The sequence below is a fragment of the Helicobacter pylori oki112 genome (assembly GCF_000600085.1).
Taxonomy (GTDB): domain Bacteria; phylum Campylobacterota; class Campylobacteria; order Campylobacterales; family Helicobacteraceae; genus Helicobacter; species Helicobacter pylori_CY.
On sequence record NZ_CP006821.1, the window covers coordinates 1,470,536 to 1,494,145 of the forward strand.

Genomic DNA, 23,610 nt, shown 5'->3' on the forward strand with positions numbered 1-23,610 from the left:
TTATTTGGCAAGAACAAAAGCCACAAACCTTTAGAGGGTTATTTTAAGGGGTGCGAAAACGCCACGCTAAACAAAATGATAACGCTACCAAACTGAATCAATAACCAAAAGCACAAGCAAGATTAATACCCTGCTTATAACCCCGTATTGCCTTGCCCTTCTTTATTGGCATAATCTTTCAGTTCTTTATAAAGCAAAGATTGCAAGCGCGTGATAGCAAAATTCTTATTCTTTTCATCCACTTCAAGGCTTCTATTCAATACAGGCGTGCCTTGACAATCGCTCGCGCTAACAACCACTCTAATGCGTGTGATACCATTAGCACTGTCTGTAAAAACTTCATTTTTGATTTGATAGAGTTTTTCTTCATCGCTAGGGGTCAGCACTCTGGCATAAGCACTTATGAGAGCGGCTTTAATCTCTGCATCGCTGTTGTTATCAAAAGTGATTTGCACTTTAGGTTTGAAAGCGTTTTGATAATAGATTTTTTCATAATTTTCTAACGAACCCACCGGAACAGAATACGCTTTTAAAATCCTTTCTATAGGCATCGCTTTAGCCAATAAATCCCCCATGCTTTTAGATTGCTGTAAAAAAACCCCTTTGCAAACCTTAGGCATTAAGGTGGAAAACTGCCCATAAAGAGCGTTATACTTATCCCTTAAACCCTGCAAAAACAAGTTTTGATTAATCCTTACTCTGGTGTAGTAGATCCCTTTTTGCGCTTTTTGATTGACAATCTCTACATTATTCAATTCCAAGTCATCGGTTTTTAAGTTAATCGTTTGCGAATCGCTGGATTTTAACTTATTATCCACACGACTTTTTTGGATATGGATTTGGGAATTAACCACCACGCTAATAGACGCCACTAAATCCGCTAACGCTTTTTGTTTAGAAGCCTCTTTAGAAGTGGCTGAACCACTCCCATAAAGATAGCCTTTTTGGGTGTTTGTTTTGTTATAGGCCTTGCTATACCACTTAGGCTCTGCGCTTAAATTGGCACCCACAAAAGCCATAAGGCATGCAAGAATAATCTTTTTCATTATTAATCCTTACTCATTCATTAAAGCGACATGCTTCTTAGTGATTCTTAGAAGCACATAAACTTTATCCGTATCAATAAAAGTGGCCTTTAGCTCACTAGCCTTAATCTCTATTTTATCCCCCTTGAAAGCTTCCATCACTTTCTCTAAGGCATTTTGTCTGGCTGAGGACAAGCTATAATCCATATCTGAAAGCAATATATCGCTCACCCCGCACACTAAAATTTTTTCGTCTTTGGTTTGGGTCTTTTCAATCTGCACTTCTTTTGAGCAATCTTTTGCCCATTTAGGCAAGGACTTCCCCCACGCCACCCCCAACACCAAAGCAAGCACGATAGCAAGGCACTTCATTAAAACCCTACTTTTTAACCATGCCCAACTCTTCGCGCACTTTATCCACAATTTGCTTATCCAAGCCCACTAAAACAAAAACCCTATCTTTACCGACATAGCGGGCAAGCATTTTAGAAGCGATCAATTCCTTATCCACTAATTGAGAAATTTTTTCAGTATCAGTGCCGCTTATGGACCTTTTACCAGAAGCGTCTACCGTTCTAGTTTTTTCATTTTCCAAATCTTTTTGTAAAGTGGATTTTAGATTCGCCGCTAAATTAGCCCTAGCCTTCGCTGTAGCCTGGTTAGTAGAATAATCCACATCATTATTGGTGATCAAATCTTCAGCCCTTCCTAAAAAGACCCCTGAATATTTTTCATACCTCGCCACTTTTTCCAAATCCCCTACAACCCAATCAGGAGCGCCTTTAGTCGCTTCTTTGTATGCCTTATTGCTTTTACTGATACCTGATTTTGGGGCATGGCTACAACCTACGATCACCATCGCTGCTATCACACTCATCCCTAAAATTTTTTTAACTTGATTTTTCATTGTTCATCCTTTCAAATATAAATTTAAAACATACGCTTATTGCTAGCATTTTTCACAATAGGCTTAACATCGCTCCATACCTCTTCACCCGTTTTCCTATTGGTAAGGCTTAGGGTGAAGTCATAGTCTAAGCGCTGCCTAGAACTACTAATAGAGGCTGCGATACTAGATACTTTACCACTTAAAGATAAATCAGCGGCTCTTAAAGTGCCTTTTTCTACAGTGGTGTCTTGATTATACTCTTCGCTTTCTCGTTCTTTTTCGCGCTGTTTCACCATTCTGCTATCCGCTGCAATGCCACTCCCTCCGCTCGCCCTTGTGATATTGAACCTCCCATTAGATCGCAACCGCAACTGCCGCGCGATTTCGGTCGTCAAAAGATTCATATCCAAATTAGGCTGCGTGGTGTCGTTAATAACATCTGAGACTTCAATCAAATGCTCGCCCTTGAGTTGCTCAAAATTAGGGTCGCTAAACATGGAATCCAACATCGCGTTAGCGGTTAGCAATAAATCCGTGCTATTAATACTTGCAGTCGTATTTTTAGTGGCATCATTCACATTTTGATAAGTTGCCATTTCGCTTGAGCAACCCACCCACAATAAAGCACTCAAAATCACCGAGCTTATAATTTTTAATTTTGTTTTCAATAACATAATGATAGAAACTCCCTATTCAAAATTTAAAACAGATACTTCCGTTCCTAATTTTAAACTTCTAATCTAAACACACAGTGTTTTTGCGGATTTTAGCATTTTATGCGTCTTTTTTTTCACATTTTACAAGTTTTAGCCCTACAAATTTCACACTGCAAGCATTAATACCACAAATTCGCTCATTTTTAGCTTAATTAAAGAAACTTTTTTACAAACATGCTGATTTAAAAACGATAAAAAACGATTTTTTGAGATAAAGAAATAATGTAAAAGCTATTTGAAGTTAGCCCCCTATTAAAAAAGGGGCTAAAAAAGATTTTTACAGGCTCTTATTTTAACAAGGCTTTTTAACGCCCTTTATGATACCCCTTACAATAACGCTTTTAGAGCGTCTTCAATCGGTTTTTGAGAGCTAGGTTCTACAAGCCTTTCCCCCACTTCTTTGGCGTTTTTGTAAAAAATCAAAGTAGGGATCTTACGAATGCCTAAGCTCTCTTTTAAATCCTGGCTCTCATCAAAAGAAACCTTAAAAAATTCCACCTTGCCTTTGTAAGTTTTGGCTAAATTTTCCATGATCGGCTCAATCTTTCTGCAATCCGGGCACCAACTCGCCCCCACATTAACCACCACCGCTTGATGAGCGGTTTTTTCTGCGTAATTCTTTCCGTTAATCACTTCTAACATGATAATCCTTAATTTTTATTTCCCCCAACTTTGAAGTATAGCATAACTCGTAAGCTAATCCCCTTTAGTATTAGCCGCATTAGCCATAAACGCATGCAGTTCGTTGTATTCTTGGCGGTTTAGAAAACGCATTTTCCCTACCGGCAAGGCATTCAAATTCACAAAACCATAACGAACGCGCCTTAAATCCAACACTCCAGCGTTAAAAAACGCAAAAAAACGCCTTAGTTCTCTGTTTTTCCCCTCATTGATAATGACTCTAAGTTTGGAGTATTTGGCATGGTTTTTGATGATTTCATAACCAATAAAGGGGGAAAATTCCATGCTTTTAATGGGGGTTTTTTGGTGCGCTCCCTTAGTAGCGTTTTCTAATTTCAAGCCCTCTTGCATCGCGTTTTCCATCTCTCTTGTAACAAAGCCTTGAATTTTAATGAGATACTCTTTTTCTAAATTCGCATGCATTAAAGCGCTCACCACCGCCTTACTATCGCTTAATAATAGCACCCCTTCACTCGCAAAATCCAAACGCCCCACCGGCGCAAAATGGGCGTATTTTTTCTCCAAGCTTTCATAAATCACGCGCCGTTTTAAGGGATCGTTTTTACTCACCAATTCGCCCTTTGGCTTGTGATAGACCAGCACGCTGAATTTTTTGTTTTTTAAGGGCTTGATGAGTCGTTTGTCTAAAAACACCTTGTCGTTTTCTTTAACCACGCTAACGAGTTTGGCATGCTCATGGTTGATTTTCACCCGCCCCTCTAAAACCAATTTTTCAGCCTCTCTTCTGGAATGCTTGGTGTAATGGGCTAAAAATTGGTTGATCCTCAAGCTAAATCCCTCCACTCTAATTCTTTAAAATCGTCCTTAATCTTTTCATTTACCATTAGATCGCTTTGGATTTTGAATTGCTTATCCTTATCTTTGATGATCAAATACAAGGGGCGTTTACCTTGGTGTTTTAGAGCGCTCTCTTTGATTTGTCTTAAAAACTCTTTTTTCACGTCATTTTCTAACACGATCGCCAAAGAGCAAGAGCTAGAAGCGAGTATTTCCATGGGGGGGATTTCACGCATGTCTTCTTTTTGCTTGTCAGGGTCTTTATAGCGGGCTTTAGGGATTTTAACCTCTTTGGCACTCTCTAAATCCAAGATTTCAAAAAGCCTTAATCGTGCCACTTCTTCTTGCTCTTCAATCTTGCATTTAAACACTAAAGGCTTATTAATATCCAACTCTTCTAAAGTGCTCAATTGCTTTTCAAAAAGCATGAGTTCAAACTTGCCGTATCGATCCAAAATGTCCGCTGTGCCATAAGGCTTACCGCTTCGTTTGCCAATTTTCTTTTTAACTTCCATGATTTTACCCAGCAAATAAGCTTGCGAGCCGATTTCTAATTCTTCAATATCAATGCTTTTGACTAAATTTTTAAAGCCCTTAATTTCTTCTTTAAACTCGTCTAAAGGGTTGCCTGAAACATGGATGCCCAAAGTCTCGTATTCGCATTCTAAAAGCGTTTTAGCGTCATGTTCGCCCAAATCAACCATGTCCAAAATAACCTGCTCTTTAATTCCGCCTTCCATGGCTCCAAAAAGGGAGTTACCCCCTTGCATCATTTCATTAGCCTTGTCTTTAGCACGCCCCGCATCGCAGATCAAATCCAAGTTAGCGAGCATGGTTTTTCTAGTGTAGCCTAAATTGTCCAAGCTCCCTGATTTCACTAATGGCTCTAAAGATTTTTTAGTGAGTTTAGAAAAATCCACCCGTGAAATAAAATCTTCTAAACTCTCATAATCCCCTTTAGCCCTTTCTTCAATGATGTTTTTAATCGGCTCACCCCCAACCCCTTTAATCGCTCCTAAACCAAACACAATTTTCTTTTCTAGCTCGCCTTTTTGATTTTTAAACTCCGCCACGCTGAAATCTTGCATGGAAGAATTGATGTGCGGGGGCATCACTTCAATTTCTAAAGCCCTGACCTCATCAATATAGCGCGCCACGGATTCAATCTTATTGGATTCGCTAGTGAGCATCGCTGCCATGAACTCATGCTTGTAATAAGTCTTTAAATACGCCGTTTGGAAAGTGATCATCGCATAAGCGGCCGAATGCGATTTGTTGAAACCATAGCCGGCAAATTTAACGATCAAATCCCACAAATTAGCCGCTTTTTGGCTATCATGCCCTAAATTTTTAGCGCCTTCTACGAACTTAACCTTATTGTCCGCCATGATTTGAGCGTCTTTTTTCCCCATAGCACGACGGATGAGATCCGCTTCACCCAAACTAAAACCGCCGATAGTTTGCACGATTTGCATCACTTGCTCTTGATAGACGATCGTGCCGTAAGTGGGCTTTAAAATCGGCTCTAATTCTTTAAACGCATAAGCGATAGGCTCAACGCCATGCTTTCTATTCACAAAATCATCTACCATGCCTGATTCCATAGGCCCCGGTCGGCCTAGCGCGATAATGGCGATAATGTCTTCAAAGTTTGAAGGCCTTAAGCGTTTGTTAAGCCCTTGAAACATCCCAGATTCAATCTGGAATATCCCCACCGTATCCCCGCTTTGGATCGTTTTATACACTTTCGGATCGTCCATATCCAACGATAAAAAATCCACGCTAATTTTATGCTGCGTTTTAATGATTTTAAGCGCATCATCAATCACGGTCAAGGTTTTAAGCCCCAAAAAGTCAAACTTAATCAAATCCACCGGCTCTAAATACTTCATGGAATATTGCGTAACGATACCGCCGGTTTTTTCAGAGGCAAATAAAGGGGTTTTGTGCCACAACTCTTTTTGGCTATCCACCACTAAGGCTGCGGCATGCACGCCTGCGTTGCGATTTAAATTCTCTAAATTGAGCGAATACTCCCACACTTGTTTGGCTAATTCATTACTCTCTACTAATTCCTTGATTTTAGGCTCTAATTCCCACGCCCCCTCTATGAACTCGCCATTTTTTTCATAGCCCTTAAGCGTGATACCTAAGCGGTTAGGAATGAGTTTGGCAAAATCATCGGCTTCTTTATAAGGCATGTCCAAAACCCTTGCGACATCTCTGATCACGCCTTTAGCCAACATCTTATTAAAGGTGATGACTTGAGCCACATTGTATTTGCCGTATTTTTCAATCATGTATTCTATGATTTCCTTACGCCGGCGTTGGCAAAAATCCGTATCAATATCAGGCATGCTGACTCTTTCAGGGTTTAAAAACCTTTCAAAGAGCAAATCGTATTTCAAGGGGTCAATATCCGTGATTTTTAAAGCAAAAGCCACCAAACTCCCGGCCGCGCTCCCCCTACCAGGCCCCACAGGAATACCCATTTCTTTAGCGTAACGGATAAAATCCCACACAATCAACATATACCCTGGGAATTTCATGCTCGTAATGACTTCAATTTCTTTTTCTAAGCGCTCTTTGTATTGATCATGCTTTTCTTTAGGCACTAAAATTAAGCGCTCTTTCAAGCCCTCTCTAGCCTTATGGGCGAAATAAGAAGCGTCATCTTCAAAATTCAGCCCCTCATTTTGAGCGTAAGCTTTAGTGAATTTGAAGCTTGGAGGGGTTGGGAGGTTCTTTTTATCGTCTTTTAAATCAATCTCTAAAACGCATTTATCAGCGATTTCTTGGGTGTTTTCTAAAGCTTCTGGAATATCTGCAAAGAGCTTTGCCATTTCTTCAGGGGACTTGATGTAAAACTCATGCACGGAGTGTTTCAAGCGCCCCTTATCGTTTAGGGTTTTACCCATCGCTACGCACATCGCCACTTCTTGAGCCTTGGCGTCATTAGGCATGGTGTAGTGGGTGTCGTTGGTGGCGATGATTTTTAACCCCGTTTCTAAAGACATTTTAATGACTTGCTCATCAATGAATCGCTGATCTAAAATACCATGGCGCATGATTTCTAAATAAAAATCGTCTTCAAAAATCTCTTGGTATTCGCAAGCAATTCTTTTAGCTTCATCATAGCCTTTAGCCCCATACTTGCGGTTTCTCTCATTATTAGTATTTAAATGGTAATTGACTTCCCCTTGCAAGCACGCGCTAGAAGCGATAATGCCTTTAGAATGCTCTTTTAGAAGCTTTTTATTGATGCGCGGGAAGTAATAAAACCCTTCTAAATACGCCATAGAGCTTAAGAACATCAAATTTTCATAGCCCTCTTGGTTTTTAGCGAACAGGCACAAATGGAAGCGTTGCTTGGTTTCTTTGCTAGAAAGGTTGTCATCGTTATGGATATACGCTTCCATGCCGATGATAGGCTTAATGCCTTCTTTTTTCATGCTCGTATAAAAATCAATCGCTCCAAACATGTTCCCATGATCAGTTACGCTCACGCTTTTCATGCCCAATTCTTTAACGCGTTTGGCTAAAATTTTAATCTTGTTCGCCCCGTCTAAAAGCGAATATTCTGTGTGCAAGTGCAAATGCGTGAAAGCTTTATTCTCTTTCATTGTATAACCCCTATTTGGATTTAATGCCATTATACCTATCGCTCTTTAAAAAACTCTTTATTAGATTATTTAGTGGTGAATTATTTTAAAATGGTGGTTATAATAAGAAAGTTTTTATTATTTTTAATGCTATTTTAGGAGTTCATCATGAAAAAATCCGTTTTATTGGGCGTTTGCTTGGCTTTTTCTTGCACTCATGCTTTAAGCGATATGGATTTGATCAAAAAAGCGAGGGAAAGCCAATTAGAGCCTATGCCTATGGGCAAAGCGCTCAAAGAATACCAGATCAAAAAAACCAGAGATGTGGGTATTGGCACCAAAAACAGCGAGATCATGACCTCCGCTCAAGTGGAATTAGGCAAAATGCTCTATTTTGACCCTAGGATTTCCACTTCCTATCTCGTGTCTTGCAACACATGCCATAATCTAGGCTTAGGCGGGGTGGATTTAGTCCCAAGCGCCATAGGTTCTCAATGGAAGAAAAATCCCCACCTTTTAAGCTCCCCAACGGTGTATAACTCTGTGTTTAACGATGTGCAGTTTTGGGATGGCAGGGTTACGCATTTAAACGAACAAGCGCAAGGGCCCATCCAGTCTTCTTTTGAAATGGGGGCCGATCCTAAAGTGGTGGTAGAAAAAATCAATTCCATGCCAGGCTATGTCAAACTCTTTAGAAAAGCTTATGGCTCTAAAGTCAAAATTGATTTTAAACTGATCGCCGATAGTATCGCCATGTTTGAAGCCACGCTCATCACCCCAAGCCGTTATGATGATTTTTTAAGGGGCAATCCTAAAGCGCTCAGCAAAGCCGAAAAAGAAGGGCTGAATTTATTCATTTCTAAAGGCTGTGTGGCTTGCCATAACGGCATTAATCTTGGGGGAACGATGCAGCCTTTTGGGGTGGTCAAACCTTATAAATTCGCTAATGTGGGCGATTTCAAAGGCGATAAAAACGGGCTTGTGAAAGTGCCTACTTTAAGGAATATCACCGAAACGATGCCCTATTTCCATAACGGGCAATTTTGGGATGTCAAGGATGCGATCAAAGAAATGGGCTCTATCCAGTTAGGCATTGAAATCAGCGATGAAGAAGCGAAAAAAATTGAAATTTTCTTTGAAGCCTTAAAGGGTAAAAAACCTAAAATACTCTATCCAGAACTCCCTGTAATGACAGACAAAACCCCTAAACCCTCTTTTTGATTTAAAAAGTCCTTTTAGGGGGGCTTTTGGCGCTAAATCTAAAAACGCTCAAAGCATCTTTTATAATCAACAATCAAAAAGCCAAAAGCAAGCGGTAATCTCTTAAAAAGCGATCTTTATGGGGTTTAGAGGGATTTAGTTGGAGGGTTGTAGGGGGAGAATTGTTTCAAAATACCCCTATCCCCTTAAAAGAATGAGTTTTACTCCTATTTTTTAAAAATTTTTTAATCTCTTTATCATTTAGAATGTTTTTTGATTTTAGATCGCATTTAAAACACAAAACATAAACTCAAGGCGTTTTCAAATAAATTTTCATTTTTTGGTTGTCTAAAATGAGCGTGTCCTTACCCTTAGTTACCGTAAAATTACCCTTAAAATTCTCCATAAATTCCAATTCAAACGCCATTAAATGCTCATCTCTACACACTTTTCTTGAAATCCCGCTATCTTCAATCCCAATGTGCTTATCGCCCTGCCATACATAGCTGGCAAAATACCGGTTGCAATAGCCTTTGCCATAAATACGATTTTCTTTTTGGTCAAACACAAACTCTCCCATAGAGCTTTTAGGCTTTGGCTTCTTTTTAAAAAGCTCATACCAGTGTTTTCTTTTTTCTTTTTGCTCCTGCTCTTTGGCTTCAAGCGCTGTTTTATCTTCAGGTAAAGCGGTATTTAGAGAGGAATCTTGCTCTTCTTCATGCTCTCTAAAAGCACTATCAGCGAGCATGGTTTCAATGTCATAGACTTGATGATTCATTTCTACTTTTTGGATATGCCAATCATTGCTAGAAAGTTTTTTATCAAATATTTTTAAAAAAAAACACCCCGAAAAGACACAAGCCGTTAAAACGCTTGCTCCAGCCAATCGTAAATTCAAACAATTCCTCCTTATGTTTATTTTTTTAACGGGCTTACGCTTTGCGCTTCAATGGCTTTTTTAATCAAAGAAATCGCTTCTTGCATCGCTTGCACGCTTACATGTTGGAGGGATTGTATCGCGCTTTCTTGAAAATCTTGATTGCCATTTTTACTCGTTTTGGTCGTTTTATTTTCCAAGCTAGAAATGTTTTCATGCTTAATGATCACCCCAGAATGCGAATCGCCTTTCACGCTAATGTCATAGCCTAGCGCAAATTCCGCCCTATAGGTAGAATTTTCTTTTTCTAAAAGAGAAAACGATAAAATCGTAAAACGCACCGCATAAGTGGGCGCACCCGCGCCATAAGGGGGCAAAGCCACGCCTAAGCATGCTTTTTGCGCTTCTTGCATGAACATGGTTTTTAACATGTTGCGAGGCAAGTCTATCCATTTTTGGTGCTTCCCATGCGTGATCTGCCCGTCTTGTGCTTTAAAAACGATCTCTTTAGTGTTGAATAAATCCGCGCTCAAAATACTAATGAGTCTCACTTCAGTCAAAGGTTTAGGGCATTGCGTGATTTCAAAAGAACTCGCATTCAAATCATAAGTTCTGATCTCTGGTAGCATTTGTTTTAAATTGATGCTCAAGCAACCCTGAAGCAACAACGCTAATGCTGATGAGAATGAAAAGATTTTTATCGCCGTAGCTCTCATGATTATTTCCTTTCTCCAAAAATCGTTTTATAGGGGTTAGCGTCAAATTTATCTATCAAAGCAGAGCCTTTTTCCACAAAATTATCAATATTTCTTAAGCTCAACTGCGCTTGCATGATTAAGGGAGTGAACATCGCCTTAAAGTCGTATTGCCCCTGTTTTAAGCGCTTATCCACATCTAAAGCCACATTATTGACATTAGAAACAAGATTGTTAGCGTTGTTGATCAAAGAATCAAATTGAGTCTTTCTTGAATCCAAGTTAGCGATGAGATCATCCACTGAAGCGAGAATGTGCTTGAACTTTTCCACGTTTTCATCGTCTAAAATCCTATTCACGTTCCTAATCGCTTTCATCACTTCTTGCACCACTTGATTAGCATCACCGCTCAAGCGATCCATAAGCCCTTCTTTAAAGATTAAAATCCGCTCTCCTTTATCGCCACTACCATAAAATTCTTCATTGTGGCTTTGCTCTAAGGCTAAAAATTTTAACCCCATAAACCCTCTAGAAGAAACCGCCACTTTGGAGTCTTTACGGATCTTAACGCTGGATTTAATCATCAAATCCAAACGGACCACCCCCACTTTATCCTTTGCAAAACCCACTTTGATAACATTACCCACTTGAATCCCTTTGTAATTAATGGGCGAGTTGGTCGCAATGCCTCCCAAGTCTTTGTCCGTATAGACCACGTATTCATAATACTTTCCGTCTTCTAAGCCCAAATGGCCTAGCCATAAAATAAAGCCTACCATGCACACTAAGCATAAAAAGAAGAGCCCGCCGATTAAAGTGTAATTCACATGCCTTTCCAAAATTTCTCTCCTCGTGTTGAATTGAATAAATTGCCTTCATCTAGCCCTTGAGTTTGAGCCTTTTTAATAAAATCCTTTAAATCCCCATTAAACTCTAATAGCCCGTCTTTGAGCATGATGAATCGATCCACGCAATCATGCACGGAGTCCAAATCATGCGTGATCATCACCACCGTAAGCTGTAAGCTCTCTTTGAGCGTCATGATGAGTTCGTCAAATTTGCCCGCACTATAAGGATCTAGCCCGCTTGTTGGCTCATCTAAAAATAAGATTTCCGGGTTAGTCGCCATAGCCCTAGCTATACCCACGCGCTTTTTCATGCCCCCACTCAATTCATAGGGGTAAAGGTGGTAAGCCCTAGGGGGCAAACCCACTTTTTCAATCCACATTTTAGAAATTTCTTCAACAATTTTTTTTAGAATAGGCGCCGTATTGCTCTAGCATCACGCCCACATTTTCTAAAACGGTTAAAGAGCTATAGAGCGCGCCAAACTGGAAGCAAATCCCACAGCGGTTAAAAATCTTTTGCTGCTCTCTTTCTTTGAGTTTCCATATATCTTCCCCAAAAAGCAACACTTCCCCCTTTGTAGGGCGATTGAGCAAGATCATGCACCTCAAAAGCGTGCTTTTACCGCTCCCTGACCCCCCTAAAATCGCCATCACTTCACCTTTATGCACGCTAAAACTCACGCCCCTATGGATAATGGTGCTTCCAAAAGCGCTATGGAGATCCTTCACTTCAATTAAGACTTGGTTGTTAGTAGCGTTCATTATATGTTCAACTTAGAAAAGAGAATAGAAAAAATAGCGTCTAAGAAAATGATCCAAAACAAAGCGTTCACGACACTAATGGTGGTCAAGCGCCCAATGCTCTCGGTATCCCCCTTGACTTCAAACCCGCGCATGCACCCCACCATCGCAATCGCAAACCCCCAAAAAGGGGCTTTGACAATCCCTACCAAAAAATGATTCCAACCCACTGTGTCATGCAGTCTGTCTATATAGCTTGGAAAGCCTAGATCCAATTGGTATTTAATCGCAAACATGCCCCCAAGAATGGCGAACGCATCAGCGATAAACACCAATAAAGGCAAAACAATCACTAAGGCTAACACCCTAGGCAACACTAAAAATTCAAAAGGGTTAAAGCCCATGGTTTTCATCGCGTCCAACTCCTCAGTGATCTTCATCACCCCAATTTGGGCGGTAAAACTGCTCGCGCTCCTCCCGGCCACCACGAGGGTTAAAATGAAAGGGCCAATCTCTCTTAAAGCGAGTTTGGCCGTCATTTCCACCGACATCAAAGGCGTGCCCAAGTCTTGTAGTTGTAAAGCCCCTTGTAAAGCAACGGCAAACCCCACGATAAACACCGTTAAAATACTCACCGGCAAAACCTTAAACCCGGATTCATTGATATGATAGAGCAAAGGAGTGATGCAAAAGCGTTTGGGGTTGAAAACGCTTTTAATGAAGTAAAATAAAATCATGCCACAAAAATTGAACGCGTTTAAAAAGGTGTTGTAAGTCTCTACGATGCTCTTACCCAATTTAGTGATCATAAGTTCGTATTTTTTGCCCGCTTTTTTAGATTCTAAATCCTCTTCTTTTTCAAGCCAGTCTTTAACCACTTTCAAAGCGCATGCGTTATTCTCGCTCACATTGCACAATTCAATGTTTAAAGAACGCTCCTTAATTAAATCAAATAAAAACATGCCAAAAACAAAATCCACTTTTTGACACCCTGAAAAATCCATTTTTAAAGGCCCTTGATGATCTAATAATTTTTTTTTCAACTCATCTAAACGAAACACGCTCGTTTTAAAATCCCAATCCCCTCTTAAAATCAGCACAGAGTTCGCCCCATCTTTACGCATCTCTAAAAATTTTTGTTTCTCTGTCTTCATTAAAATATATTCTCTCTCAGATTAGGTAAAATCTATTAACAAAATTTTGTTTGTTAAAACGGCTATTTTAACACAATGATAAAACAAAAGGTTAAACAATACTCTGTTTAATAAAGGATTGATTATTTTTAAAATGTTTAAAAAAATCATTTTTTTTGGCGTTTTCTTAATGGGGGGTTTTGTTATTCCGCCCCTTGAAGCCATGCCTATTTTGCATAATAAAACCCCTAAAAAAAATTACCAAGAAGCCCATGAAAAGCTCTATAGAAGCATCATTAACCGCCAAAAGCTCACGCGCAAAAAAAGCGGGTGGTATTTTTTAGGAGGGTTTGGCGCTGTAGAGGCCATTAAGGACTATCAAGGCAAGGAAATGAAAGATTGGATTGCAACGCTCAATTTAAAAACCGGCGTGCAAAGTTTTTTTAAAAAATACATCGGGATTAGGGGGGTTTTTGCATGGGATCTTGGGTCAGGAAAAGTGAATTACCAAAGCCATAAAGATCCTACCAACTCTTTTTTTACCATGCTTGCGGTGGGTTTGGATGTGATTATGGAATTTCCTTTAGGGAGTTATAAGCATTATTTAGGGGCGTTTGGAGGAGCTAGGGGGGCTTTAGTCGTTTATACAGACAAGCAAAATTTCAAGTTTTTTAAACATTCTGTGGTTTCAGGGGGTTTAGCGATTAATGGGGGGGTTATGCTCACGCTTTTTTTAAGACACCGCATTGAATTAGGGTTTAAAATCTTACCCACCGCCAGATTGCTTTCTAGCTCCAGCAGCTTTGAAACTTCGCCCTTATTTTATGCGGCATACAGCTATAAATTTTAACCTTTTAGCCAACTTCAAAAATCCAATCTTTAGGGGCTTCTTGTTCGCCTTGTTGGATGGATAAAAGCAAATCATAGAGTTGTTTAGTAATATGGCCCGGCGCTTCAAAAAAATAAGACTTGTTGTTGTGCGTGATTTCTTTAATGGGCGTAATGATTGCGGCTGTCCCGCACGCTCCAGCTTCTTTAAACGCGCCCAACTCATCCATTAAGATTTCCCTCTCTTCTACTTTGAGATTCAAATATTCTTTAGCCAAAACCATCAAGCTTTTTCTGGTAACGCTTGGCAGAATGCTTGGCGAATGCGGGGTGATAAAGGCGTTATCATGCGTGATGCCAAAAAAATTCGCCGCCCCCACTTCTTCAATCTTAGTGTGCGTGGCAGGATCTAAATAAATGCAATCATCATAGCCTTGCTCTGTGGCCATTTTATGGGCTAACAGGCTTGCAGCGTAATTCCCCCCCACTTTCACCCCACCGGTGCCTTTAGGCGCGGCCCTATCAAAAATCGTAGTGATAAACCTAGCCCCTCCTTTTTCTATGCCCCCCTTAAAATACGCCCCCACCGGTGCACAAAACACGATAAAAAGGTATTCATTAGCCGGCTTTACCCCCAAATTATCCCCCACGCCTATGACAAAAGGGCGCAAATACAAACTCGCCCCGCTTTTGTAAGGAGCGAGCCATTTTTGATTCGCTTTTACTACTTCAGCACATGCCCTTAAAAACAGCTCTTCACTCACTTTGGGCATGAGCAGTCTTTCGCATGAAGTTTGCAAGCGTTTGGCGTTTTCTAAAGGGCGAAAAAGTAAAGCTTTCCCCTTTTGAGAGCGGTAAGCCTTCAGGCCTTCAAAACAAGCCTGCCCATAGTGTAGGACCGGCGAGCCTTCGCTGAGTTGCAACACATTTTCGCTAACCAATCCGCCTTGCGACCACGAGCCGTTTTTATAAGTAGCGATGAAGCGAAAATCCGTTTTAATGTAGCTAAAGCCTAAATTTTTCCAGTCTAAATTTTCTAAATTTGGCATTTCACACCTTTAAATGGATAGTTTCAGGTGTGATTGTATCTAAAAAGGGGTTAAAAATCCCTCAAGTAACTGATTTGAAACGCATAAACTCTGCGCACATCAGCCTGTAAGGTGTATCCCTTTTCGTTGGTGATGGAGAAAAGCTGGTTCGTGATCGTAGGCACTTTAATCCCTAATTCCAAACTATTGTGTTTAGCGATATGGGTGCGGACCCCAAATTTCCATAAAAACTGGAAATTAGCCGGGCTGTAACTGGAATTGCTGTGGTGTTTTGCATAATTAGCGATCTCTTTACTGATGCTCGTTGCCCAACTATCCCCCGCTAATTGGATTCCTACCACAAAACCAAAAACCATGTTTTCTTTATTCACAAAATTCCACAGCGTATCCAACCCCACACCATAAGTGAATAAATTGATATAGTATTGCCCTTGATAGGAATCCCTTTCCGTTAAAGTATTCCCCCCAAAACTAAAGCTGTTGTAAATAAACCCGCTCTCGCCCACCGGAATACCCTTTTTCATCACGCCAAAGCGGTTGTGCGCGTAGTCAAAAAACCCATAATAACGCACACCAAACCATTTTTTCTTACCAAAAAATTGCTTATAGCCCACTTCAAAACCCGCTCCTGCATAAGGCGGGAACTTTATCAAAGGCTTTTGCAAGCCGTTGTCATTCACCATTTTAGTCTGATTTTGTATCATGCTCACCTGGTAATTGACTCCCACAAAAGCCGTGCTCTCTTCAGCGCTCGCTAAAACACCCAAAGCCCCTAATAATATAATTCTTTTCAACATTCAGTCTTTTCCCTTTATTTTTTGATAATCGCTCTATATTATATTAGCTTAAAATGGCTAAGTATTACTTATAAAGAAATAATAATATATTTTTTCTTAAACTCAATTAAAAAACTAACCTTTTAGTTCATTCCAACGATTCGCCACAAACGCGCTCGTTTCTAGCGGCACCCTTAAAGCATAAACCTCATCATTAAGAATGCGTTGGATTTCTTGTTGCAACTCTGGGGCGTTTTTTTCTTCAATCTCAAAAATCAATTCGTCATGCACTTGCAAAAGCAGCCTCACCGAAGGGTTATTTTTGAAACGCTCGCTCACTTTGAGCATGCCCAATTTCAATAAATCACTCGCGCTCCCTTGAAAAATCGCATTCACGCCCTCTCGCAAATAATTGCCCTTAACATAGTCATTTGCGCCGGTAAAATCAAACACCCGATAACGCCCAAGCAAAGTGAAGGCTTTAGAAGTTTTTAAAATCTCTTCTTTCATGCCATTTAAATAATCTTTAATGCTAGGGAATCGTTTGAAATACGCTTCTATGTAGCTTTTAGCCTCATTTAAAGAGATGTTTAAAGTTTCGCTCAATTTCTTACTCCCCATGCCATACACCAGCCCAAAATTAATGCTTTTAGCGATGGATCGTTTTTCTTTGGCTAAATCTCCACCGAACAACGCCTTAGAAGTTTCTAAATGGATGTCTCGCCCCTTTAAAAACGCCTCCATTAAATCCTTATCCTGGCTGAAATGGGCTAATAAGCGCAATTCAATCTGCGAATAATCCACCCCTAGCAAACAATATTCTTTAGAGCTGGCGATAAAGCCCTTACGAATGAGTAAGCCTTTAGGCGATCGCACCGGGATATTTTGCAAATTAGGCGAATGCGAGCTTAAACGCCCGGTAGCTGTGCCGGTTTGGATGAAAGTGGTATGGATTTTATCGTCTTTGTCTTTTAGGCGCAATAAGGGGGTGGTGTAAGTGTTAAAAAGCTTATTCAATTCTCTGTATTCTAAAATCAAAGGGATGCTTGGGTGCTTGTCTAGGATTTTTAACAAATTTTTTTCATCGGTAGAATGGCTTTTATTTTTAGGAAGCTCTAATTTTTCATACAAAATCTCGCCAAGTTGCTTGGGGGAGTTGAGGTTAAAATCCACGCCGATCAAATCCAAAATTTGGCGCTCTAAAACATGCAATTCATTTTTAAACTCCTGCTCTAAGCGCTTGAAATAAGGCACATCAATCTTAAAGCCTTGAAATTCCATGCCCATTAAGACTTTCATAAAGGGCGTTTCAATGTCTCTAGCTAAAGTGAGCAAATCCTCTTCTAGCCCCCCTTTTTCAAAATACTCGCACAAACGCTTTAAAGCGTTTAATTCCACGCTTAAAAGTTCTAATTTTTCCGCTTTAGTCTTAAAATCTTTGATTTTTTCATGCGGGATTAAATCTTCTTTTAAATATTCCTTTAAAACTTCATCAAACCCCACTTTTTCCGGATTCTTTAAAAACGCTAAAATTTGAGTGTCCTGGATGCGGATGTTTTCCAAAGACACCTGATATTTGGCTTTTAAAAAACTTAACAAAGGTTTTAAATCATGCCCAATGATACATGCATGCTGTAAGATTTGAGAAAAAGCGTTTTGCAAAAACTCTGAAGAAAAGGGCGAAAATAACGCCTCTTCTAAAGGCAAAAAATAGCCTTGATCTTCATATAAAAACGCTAGGGCTAGAACTTTTTTTTCTTTATCTAGCACCAAACGCATAAAAATCCTTGCATTAGTTTTTTTTAATTTTTCTAAAAACGCGTTCAAAGGCTCGGTATTTTCTAAAACGATCATGCGTGATTTTTTAGGGGCGTTGTCTGATGCGGGCGTATTTTCTAATAGGGGCGTGTTGTCTAAAATTAAAGGCGTAGGGGAATTTTCTAAATCCCTTAAAGTAGAAATAAAACCATATTCTTTCAATTCATCTTTAATTTTCAATAAGGGATTTTCGCTAGGAAAAGCGCAACTTGAAAAATCAAATTCTTTAATACATCCTCTTTCTAAAGTGGCTAACTCTTTGCTTAAAAACGCGCTTCCTTTGTCTTGTATAAGGGCTTGATACATTTTAGGGCTGAGTAAATTTTTCGCCAGGTCTAAATTTTCATAGATTTTTTCCAAACTCCCTAATCGCTGTAACAATTCCTTAGCGTTCTTGCTCCCAATGCCTTTAACCCCCTTGTAATTATCGCTGCTATCCCCCACAATGCCCTGATAATCAGTGAATTGACTCGGCAAAATCCCGTATTTTTCCACGCAATCTTTCGCCAAAAATTCCGTTTTACCATCAAAAAGCGCGATTTTATCGCTCAAAAGCTGGTTAAAATCCTTATCTTTAGAATAAATGCGGGTTTTATAAGGGCTTAGCGTGGCCAGGCTTGCGATGACATCATCCGCTTCAAACCCACTCACCTCCACGCAAACAAAACCCATTTTTTGCAACCATTCTAAGGCGATAGGGATTTGTAAAAGCATCTCTTTAGGGGCGTCTTTACGATTTTGTTTGTATTCGCCTAATTTTTCAGCCCTTTTAGTTTTAGTCTGGCTTTCTAGAGCGAACACGATAAAAGGCATGTTTTTTCTGTCTTTATAAAATTTTTTAACCATGCCCACAAGCCCCGTTAAAAGCCCTGTAGGAAAGCCCTTATCGTTGGTTAAAGGCTTATTTTTAGCGCTCATGTAATAGCTTCTAAACAAATACGCAAAAGTATCAATTAACGCTAAAGTCCCCTCTTTAATGACTGGCTGCTCCATGGTTCAACCCTCTTCAATCAAGCAAATTTTAAATTTATTGTAACACAAGCTGGACCTCATCTATTTCAAAATAACGAGTCTTTTTGAATGGGCGCTTCTTGGCTGATGATCTCTTTTGTGGCTTGTATTTTAGCGTCGCAGTATTCAGCCACGCCCTGAATAATTTGCTTCATCAAGGCGTTTATAAGGGTGTGCATGAAAGGAAAATCAATGTCATCAATGGTTTGAGTGTTAGCGGTGGGTTTTAGGGGTAGAGAAAATTTAAACTCCGCAATGCTTTCTGTTGTAGAGCCTAGCCCCCAAGTTAAGGGTTTTAAAATAAATTGTAAAATCGCACTTATAAAATGTAAGATTTTAGGGCTTTTGAAAGCAAATTTTGGTTTTAAAATTTTAACCTTATTGCCTGTAAAATAAGGTTGTTTTTGATAGAACACGGTGAAAGTGTCTTGCGCGAACGAAAGGGTATTTTTTTCATTAGCAAATGTAGGGTCATCTATAATAAAGCCTTTTATACCATTGTTGGTTGCAGCGCGCACGACATAAGGGTAGCTGTTTTCTATTTGCGTGTCATGGATTTTTATCGTGTTGGCATGATAAATTTTCTTACTTGGCAACACTTCAAACAAATCCCCTAATTTGAACTCGCCCCACTTAATAGCGTTGAGTTGGCTGCTAAGGGGGCCTATCACTTTGGGGGCGTTTGGTTTTTTAAAATCAAACCCACTTCATAAGAAAGGTAATCGGCTATCGTTCTTTTAAAATCCTCTAATTCGGGTTTAGTCTCATTCTTTTGGTGGGCTTCAAAATTAAAGTCTTTAGCATGCTTATTTTCGTGCGGCTTAGCGATAAAATCTTCAATATAGATGGTTTTTAAATCGCCCCACAGCTCTTTAGAAACTTTAGCGTTTAAGCCGGCTTTGTAAATTTTAATGATTTCTTCGTAGCGTTTGGTGGGGTTAGAGGTTTCATTCAAGCCTCTTTTGGTGCGTTTGAAGCCATCGTTTCTAAAGTCTATGAATTTAACGGGCTTTTCATAATCGTGTGGCTCATGAGCTTTAAAAATATAAACGCTTGTTTGCACCCCGGCTTGAGGCATGAATAAATCGGTGGGCATTTTAATGCTCGCTAAAAGCGAATGTTTTTTTAAAATTTCAACATTGGATTTTAAAGCTTGCCCGCTCCCTGCGCTATCTTGGATAATGATCGCTCCTAAAGCGCCTTTTTGCATATACTCTAACCCGAACTTAATAAAAGGCATGCCGTTTTCTTCGTAGCTAAAAGGAGGGTTTAATAAAAGGATATTGGGTTTAAAATCCTCATAAATCTTTTTATTGGTTTCAAAAGTGTTGCCTTTGATGATCAAGCTTGAGCCATCGCCTCTTAAAATCATGTTAGTGGTGGCTAGTGAAAACATTTCAGCGTTAAGTTCCACGCCTAAAAGTTGCGTGGTTTTTGCGTTTTTTATTTTTTCGTTCGCTTTAGTGGTGTTTTTACCATAGGTTTTTTCAATGTCTTCAATCATTAGCACCATAGAAGAAATTAAAAAGCCCGCGCTCCCTGTGGCTAAATCCATCACAAAAGACTTCGCATTAACCCCTAAAAGTTCGCTCATCATTTTAGTTACATAAGGTGGGGTTAAAACAATGCCTAATTCCTTACCATCCCCTAAAGCGTATTTTAAAAATTCGCTATAAAGTTCGCCCATGATGTCTAAATGACCGGTATTGTCGCTTTCATTAATGGGCTTATGGACAAATTCATAAAGAAAGGTAAAAATTTGCTTAGTGATGCTTGAATCTTTTTCTAAAAGCATGCTTATGGCTTTATCCAGGCTCGTTATTTTATCGCGCTGCGGGTCTTTACTGATTTCTTTAAAACTGGCGAGCATGAGATCTCGTTTTTCTTCGCTCAAGTTTTTGGTTTTCAAAAATTCGCTGATTTGGTTAAACACTAAAACACCATCACGGCTAGTATCGGTCAATTCGCCTTTTAAATCGCTTGGTTTTAAGCCCTCTTTTTTGCCTTTAATTTCTTGCATGGACAAAAGCATGCCGCTCACGTATAGCACGCGCTGGGGTGCGGTGATGTTATGGTTATGCATAAGGCGGTTGAGTTTTTTAGCGGTTTCGTTTAGATCGGCTTTGGTTTTGATTAAGATAAAATGCTTTTCTTCTTCAGTGAGCGTGCATTCTTTATAAAAAGCGTTAAACGATTCTTGATTTTCTAAAAAATGCAGGTTTTTAGCGTTAGTGAGCTTGTGCGAATTGATCCCGCTCGCAAAAACATAATACACTTCTATCAAAAGGTTTTCTTCATCATCGCCGGCGATGCCTATGGCGATGCATTCTTTATATTTTTCTTTGTTTTTTAGGATATTTTGAGCGTAGTGTAAAGCCCCATTCACGGCGAATTTTGAAATGGAATGATCATCGTTTTGCAACGCGCTGTTTTTGAGCTTTTTTAAATTTTTAGCGTAGAGTTTGTTTTCTATGATTATAGGGATAACGCTCTCTTTATTTTTAGGGTGCGTGTATTTTTCTAAACTGAAATCTGGCTCGCCATAAGAAGTTTTGTCTTTAGTTTTACTCGCATTCAAAAGGGCGTTTTTAAGGCTAGGACTCATTTGGCTTTTAACATTAAAATCCGTATTTTTCATAAGCCCTAAATTGGTCAATTCTTTTTTAACATAGTCATCAACATCATCTTCTAACCGAAAAGCTTGCATGGTTTTATCCTTTTAAAAATTAAAATTATAACTCATTCATCTGCGCTGCAAAGCGCGATCGCAAAATGGGCTTTGATGTTTAGGGTTTTAAGGTATTTTAGGGCTTCTTTTAGGGTGGTGCCGGTGGTGATAATATCATCTAATAAAAAATAATCTAAACTTTCATCGCCTTTGAAGGTGAAATTCCGTGGGTTATTGGCACGAAATTCTAGGCTTTTCCCGGCATACGAAATAGTATTATTAGCCCTTAAACGCCCGTAAGTGGGCTTTAAATTGCCTTGACAAAAGCCTTTTAAAAGTGCGGCTGAATGCGAGTAAAAGGATTTGATCTTATCGTCAATAGCGATGCCATAAAGGGGGGTATTCAAGCCTTGTTCTTGTAAGATTTTCACAAACTCCGCGCCGGCCTTTTGAGAAAGCAAGGGCAAAATGCGAGAGCCAATCAGTGCGTATTTGCTTTTAATGAGCTCTTCTATTTCGCTATAAGCGTAAAAACTATACACGCTCACGCCCTCTAAAACCCTTACCTTTAAGCTTAAGGGCAAATCGTTCAAGCAATTTGAACAAAGGGGCTTAAAAGAAAGCTTCAAACAAGTCAAACAACGCATTCAATAAAGGCTGCAATCTGGCGGTGCAAATCCCCAACGCTTTTTTGAGCGTCTAATTCCAAAACTTCGCACCCGAATCTTTCTTTTAACGCATGAGCGTGAGTTTTGAGCTTTTGCTGGATTGTGAGTAATTTTTCTGTGCCTTGGTTTTCTATTTTGTCTAAACTTTTAAGGCTTAAGCGCTGTTTTAAACCCTCTTTGTCTATCACTAAAAGAATGATTTTTGTAGGCAAGATGTTTTGAGTGGCAAGCAGGTTTAATTCTAAGCTTGAAAATTGGCTATAAGCCATGCCAGAAATCAAACTCCTATCGCTAATGATGAGCTTTTTTTCTTTCAGTGCCGGTTTGATCACGCTTTCTATATGCTCAGCCCTATCGCTTAAGAATAAAAACGCTCTAGCCAATTCGCTGATGTTTTCATTTAAAGCGATATGCCTTAAACTCTCTCCCATTCTCGTCCCCCCTGGCTCTTTGGTAAAAAGGGCGTTTTTAAACCGGTCTTTTAATAATCCTACTTGAGTGCTTTTGCCCGCGCCATCAACGCCTTCTAACGCCACATACATTTTAAACCTTTGAAATCAAAGGATAAATTTCTTTAGGCACTAAATGGCTCGCATCGCCCTTATGTGCGATAATGGATCGCACGATAGAAGAGCTGATGAAAGCGTTTTGTAAAGTGGGCATGAAATATAAGGTCTCTAATTCGTGGTTTAAGGATTTGTTCGCATAACCCATTTGCAATTCGTATTCAAAATCGCTCACCACCCTTAAACCCCTAACTAGCACCTTACAATGGTATTCTTTAGCCAGATTGGCTAACAACCCTTCAAACGCCACGCATTCTACATTTTTAAAACTTTTAGTGGCCAGTTGCATCATTTTTAAGCGCTCATCTAAACTGAACATGGGGTTTTTAGCGCTTGAATGCGCCACAGCGACAATGAGCTTTTCAAACAATTCGCTGGATCGATGGATAATGTCTATATGCCCGTTAGTGACCGGATCAAAAGTGCCTGGGTAAATGCCGATTTTTTGCATCAGTTCATTCCCCATCGTGGGTATAAGTCATTTTCTATCCCTAAGCTGTCAAACCACTTCCCCACTAAAAAATCTTGCATCGCTTCTAAGGTTTTGCTCTGGGTGTAATAAGTCATCACCGGCGGTGCAATGATCGCGTTAGAATGGGCGAGTTTGAGCAAATTTTCCAACATGATAGCGCTTAAAGGCATTTCTCTAGGGGCAATGAGTAAGGGGCGCTTTTCTTTAAGCATCACAGAGGCGCTCCTAGAGATCAAATCCCCCCCAAAGCCATGCGCGATTTTAGCCACCATGTCCATGCTCGCTGGAATGATCGCCATTTTATGGATACCATAGCTCCCTGAAGCGATGCTCGCATGGATGTCTTGCTCGTTGAAAAAAGTACCACTAGGCCGTAAATCTTTCATGGCGTTTTTAAGGTTAATATTAGACTCTTCTAACGCCACGACATGCGCGTTTTTAGACGCCACGACAAAAACTTCAATTTCTTTGGGTAATTTTTCTAAAAACCGCAAGGCTAGGGGTATCCCGCTCGCCCCGCTGATGCCTAAAACTAATTTCATGAATATC

Annotated in this window: 21 protein-coding genes and 2 pseudogenes; 2 read left to right on the top strand and 21 right to left on the bottom strand. The window is 39.8% G+C overall.

Going from position 1 to position 23,610, the window contains the following annotated elements; all coding sequences use genetic code 11:
• Positions 1 to 134 precede the first annotated feature (134 nt).
• From HPOKI112_RS07095 to dnaE, 7 genes are all read right to left on the bottom strand, one after another.
• Positions 135 to 1,046: an LPP20 family lipoprotein gene (locus tag HPOKI112_RS07095; RefSeq protein ID WP_025310031.1), complete on the bottom strand. Its 912-nt coding sequence runs from the start codon at positions 1,044 to 1,046 to the stop codon at positions 135 to 137.
• 9 nt (positions 1,047 to 1,055) lie between these two features.
• Complete coding sequence (locus tag HPOKI112_RS07100; protein WP_001891134.1) at positions 1,056 to 1,397, bottom strand: hypothetical protein; 342 nt, start codon at positions 1,395 to 1,397, stop codon at positions 1,056 to 1,058.
• A gap of 7 nt (positions 1,398 to 1,404) precedes the next feature.
• Complete coding sequence (locus tag HPOKI112_RS07105; protein ID WP_025310032.1) at positions 1,405 to 1,932, bottom strand: LPP20 family lipoprotein; 528 nt, start codon at positions 1,930 to 1,932, stop codon at positions 1,405 to 1,407.
• Positions 1,933 to 1,955: 23 nt separating this feature from the next.
• Positions 1,956 to 2,588: a penicillin-binding protein activator LpoB gene (gene lpoB / locus HPOKI112_RS07110; RefSeq protein ID WP_025276418.1), complete on the bottom strand. Its 633-nt coding sequence runs from the start codon at positions 2,586 to 2,588 to the stop codon at positions 1,956 to 1,958.
• A gap of 369 nt (positions 2,589 to 2,957) precedes the next feature.
• Positions 2,958 to 3,272, bottom strand: a complete 315-nt coding sequence (locus HPOKI112_RS07115) for a thioredoxin family protein (protein WP_000895155.1) — start codon at positions 3,270 to 3,272, stop codon at positions 2,958 to 2,960.
• A gap of 54 nt (positions 3,273 to 3,326) precedes the next feature.
• The gene (locus tag HPOKI112_RS07120; RefSeq protein ID WP_080276022.1) at positions 3,327 to 4,115 is read right to left on the bottom strand and encodes a pseudouridine synthase; all 789 of its coding nucleotides are present in this window, start codon (positions 4,113 to 4,115) and stop codon (positions 3,327 to 3,329) included.
• The gene (gene dnaE / locus HPOKI112_RS07125) at positions 4,097 to 7,732 is read right to left on the bottom strand and encodes a DNA polymerase III subunit alpha (protein WP_025310033.1); all 3,636 of its coding nucleotides are present in this window, start codon (positions 7,730 to 7,732) and stop codon (positions 4,097 to 4,099) included. The genes HPOKI112_RS07120 and dnaE overlap by 19 nt, the downstream gene beginning before the upstream one ends.
• Before the next feature lie 147 nt (positions 7,733 to 7,879).
• On the opposite strand from dnaE, the gene HPOKI112_RS07130 reads away from it, so the two are divergent.
• Positions 7,880 to 8,932 carry a cytochrome-c peroxidase gene (locus HPOKI112_RS07130; protein ID WP_025276421.1) on the top strand — a complete coding sequence of 351 codons (1,053 nt, stop codon included), beginning with the start codon at positions 7,880 to 7,882 and terminating at the stop codon, positions 8,930 to 8,932.
• A gap of 289 nt (positions 8,933 to 9,221) precedes the next feature.
• On the opposite strand, the gene HPOKI112_RS07135 is transcribed toward HPOKI112_RS07130, so the two are convergent.
• The 5 genes and pseudogenes from HPOKI112_RS07135 to HPOKI112_RS07155 all read right to left on the bottom strand — a co-directional run bounded on the left by HPOKI112_RS07135 (position 9,222) and on the right by HPOKI112_RS07155 (position 13,226).
• Positions 9,222 to 9,809: an META domain-containing protein gene (locus HPOKI112_RS07135; RefSeq protein ID WP_025276422.1), complete on the bottom strand. Its 588-nt coding sequence runs from the start codon at positions 9,807 to 9,809 to the stop codon at positions 9,222 to 9,224.
• Between the two features lie 17 nt (positions 9,810 to 9,826).
• Positions 9,827 to 10,504, bottom strand: a complete 678-nt coding sequence (locus tag HPOKI112_RS07140) for a hypothetical protein (RefSeq protein ID WP_025276423.1) — start codon at positions 10,502 to 10,504, stop codon at positions 9,827 to 9,829.
• 2 nt (positions 10,505 to 10,506) lie between these two features.
• Positions 10,507 to 11,322, bottom strand: a complete 816-nt coding sequence (locus HPOKI112_RS07145; protein WP_025310034.1) for an MlaD family protein — start codon at positions 11,320 to 11,322, stop codon at positions 10,507 to 10,509.
• Positions 11,307 to 12,093 (bottom strand): annotated as a pseudogene (locus HPOKI112_RS07150) (ABC transporter ATP-binding protein). The gene HPOKI112_RS07145 and the pseudogene HPOKI112_RS07150 overlap by 16 nt, the downstream one beginning before the upstream one ends.
• On the bottom strand, positions 12,093 to 13,226 hold the full coding sequence (locus HPOKI112_RS07155; RefSeq protein WP_025310035.1) for an ABC transporter permease: 1,134 nt from the start codon (positions 13,224 to 13,226) through the stop codon (positions 12,093 to 12,095). The pseudogene HPOKI112_RS07150 and the gene HPOKI112_RS07155 overlap by 1 nt, the downstream one beginning before the upstream one ends.
• Before the next feature lie 133 nt (positions 13,227 to 13,359).
• Between HPOKI112_RS07155 and HPOKI112_RS07160 the strand changes: the two genes are divergently transcribed.
• Positions 13,360 to 14,055 carry an outer membrane protein gene (locus tag HPOKI112_RS07160; protein WP_025310036.1) on the top strand — a complete coding sequence of 232 codons (696 nt, stop codon included), beginning with the start codon at positions 13,360 to 13,362 and terminating at the stop codon, positions 14,053 to 14,055.
• A gap of 4 nt (positions 14,056 to 14,059) precedes the next feature.
• Here the strand turns inward: HPOKI112_RS07160 and ilvE are convergent, their stop codons facing one another.
• From ilvE to HPOKI112_RS07205, 9 genes and pseudogenes are all read right to left on the bottom strand, one after another.
• The gene (gene ilvE, locus HPOKI112_RS07165; protein WP_025310037.1) at positions 14,060 to 15,082 is read right to left on the bottom strand and encodes a branched-chain-amino-acid transaminase; all 1,023 of its coding nucleotides are present in this window, start codon (positions 15,080 to 15,082) and stop codon (positions 14,060 to 14,062) included.
• A 50-nt stretch (positions 15,083 to 15,132) separates the two neighbouring features.
• Positions 15,133 to 15,879, bottom strand: a complete 747-nt coding sequence (locus tag HPOKI112_RS07170) for an outer membrane protein (protein ID WP_025276427.1) — start codon at positions 15,877 to 15,879, stop codon at positions 15,133 to 15,135.
• 114 nt (positions 15,880 to 15,993) lie between these two features.
• A complete protein-coding gene (gene polA / locus HPOKI112_RS07175) occupies positions 15,994 to 18,669 on the bottom strand; it encodes a DNA polymerase I (protein ID WP_025310038.1) in 2,676 nt (891 codons plus the stop codon).
• A gap of 65 nt (positions 18,670 to 18,734) precedes the next feature.
• Positions 18,735 to 19,325: pseudogene (locus tag HPOKI112_RS07180) on the bottom strand (restriction endonuclease subunit S); the annotation flags it as partial.
• A gap of 29 nt (positions 19,326 to 19,354) precedes the next feature.
• Positions 19,355 to 21,394: an HsdM family class I SAM-dependent methyltransferase gene (locus HPOKI112_RS07185; protein ID WP_025310039.1), complete on the bottom strand. Its 2,040-nt coding sequence runs from the start codon at positions 21,392 to 21,394 to the stop codon at positions 19,355 to 19,357.
• Positions 21,395 to 21,426: 32 nt separating this feature from the next.
• Positions 21,427 to 22,002, bottom strand: coding sequence for a ComF family protein (locus HPOKI112_RS07190; RefSeq protein ID WP_025276431.1), 576 nt, complete (start codon positions 22,000 to 22,002; stop codon positions 21,427 to 21,429).
• Positions 21,990 to 22,565, bottom strand: coding sequence for a dTMP kinase (tmk, locus tag HPOKI112_RS07195; protein ID WP_025276432.1), 576 nt, complete (start codon positions 22,563 to 22,565; stop codon positions 21,990 to 21,992). The genes HPOKI112_RS07190 and tmk overlap by 13 nt, the downstream gene beginning before the upstream one ends.
• Before the next feature lies 1 nt (position 22,566).
• Entirely contained in the window at positions 22,567 to 23,040 is a 474-nt protein-coding gene (coaD, locus tag HPOKI112_RS07200; protein WP_024118156.1) for a pantetheine-phosphate adenylyltransferase, read from the bottom strand.
• Complete coding sequence (locus HPOKI112_RS07205; RefSeq protein WP_000780122.1) at positions 23,040 to 23,603, bottom strand: UbiX family flavin prenyltransferase; 564 nt, start codon at positions 23,601 to 23,603, stop codon at positions 23,040 to 23,042. The genes coaD and HPOKI112_RS07205 overlap by 1 nt, the downstream gene beginning before the upstream one ends.
• Positions 23,604 to 23,610 lie beyond the last annotated feature (7 nt).

Coding starts and splice junctions, on each gene's coding strand:
- HPOKI112_RS07105 (WP_025310032.1), bottom strand. CDS start 1,932: ATGAAAAATCAAGTTAAAAAAATTTTAGGGATGAGTGTGATAGCAGCG.
- HPOKI112_RS07130 (WP_025276421.1), top strand. CDS start 7,880: ATGAAAAAATCCGTTTTATTGGGCGTTTGCTTGGCTTTTTCTTGCACT.
- HPOKI112_RS07100 (WP_001891134.1), bottom strand. CDS start 1,397: ATGAAGTGCCTTGCTATCGTGCTTGCTTTGGTGTTGGGGGTGGCGTGG.
- tmk (WP_025276432.1), bottom strand. CDS start 22,565: ATGTATGTGGCGTTAGAAGGCGTTGATGGCGCGGGCAAAAGCACTCAA.
- dnaE (WP_025310033.1), bottom strand. CDS start 7,732: ATGAAAGAGAATAAAGCTTTCACGCATTTGCACTTGCACACAGAATAT.
- HPOKI112_RS07185 (WP_025310039.1), bottom strand. CDS start 21,394: ATGCAAGCTTTTCGGTTAGAAGATGATGTTGATGACTATGTTAAAAAA.
- HPOKI112_RS07155 (WP_025310035.1), bottom strand. CDS start 13,226: ATGAAGACAGAGAAACAAAAATTTTTAGAGATGCGTAAAGATGGGGCG.
- polA (WP_025310038.1), bottom strand. CDS start 18,669: ATGGAGCAGCCAGTCATTAAAGAGGGGACTTTAGCGTTAATTGATACT.
- HPOKI112_RS07115 (WP_000895155.1), bottom strand. CDS start 3,272: ATGTTAGAAGTGATTAACGGAAAGAATTACGCAGAAAAAACCGCTCAT.
- HPOKI112_RS07205 (WP_000780122.1), bottom strand. CDS start 23,603: ATGAAATTAGTTTTAGGCATCAGCGGGGCGAGCGGGATACCCCTAGCC.
- HPOKI112_RS07095 (WP_025310031.1), bottom strand. CDS start 1,046: ATGAAAAAGATTATTCTTGCATGCCTTATGGCTTTTGTGGGTGCCAAT.
- ilvE (WP_025310037.1), bottom strand. CDS start 15,082: ATGCCAAATTTAGAAAATTTAGACTGGAAAAATTTAGGCTTTAGCTAC.
- lpoB (WP_025276418.1), bottom strand. CDS start 2,588: ATGTTATTGAAAACAAAATTAAAAATTATAAGCTCGGTGATTTTGAGT.
- HPOKI112_RS07160 (WP_025310036.1), top strand. CDS start 13,360: ATGTTTAAAAAAATCATTTTTTTTGGCGTTTTCTTAATGGGGGGTTTT.
- coaD (WP_024118156.1), bottom strand. CDS start 23,040: ATGCAAAAAATCGGCATTTACCCAGGCACTTTTGATCCGGTCACTAAC.
- HPOKI112_RS07190 (WP_025276431.1), bottom strand. CDS start 22,002: ATGCGTTGTTTGACTTGTTTGAAGCTTTCTTTTAAGCCCCTTTGTTCA.
- HPOKI112_RS07170 (WP_025276427.1), bottom strand. CDS start 15,879: ATGTTGAAAAGAATTATATTATTAGGGGCTTTGGGTGTTTTAGCGAGC.
- HPOKI112_RS07140 (WP_025276423.1), bottom strand. CDS start 10,504: ATGAGAGCTACGGCGATAAAAATCTTTTCATTCTCATCAGCATTAGCG.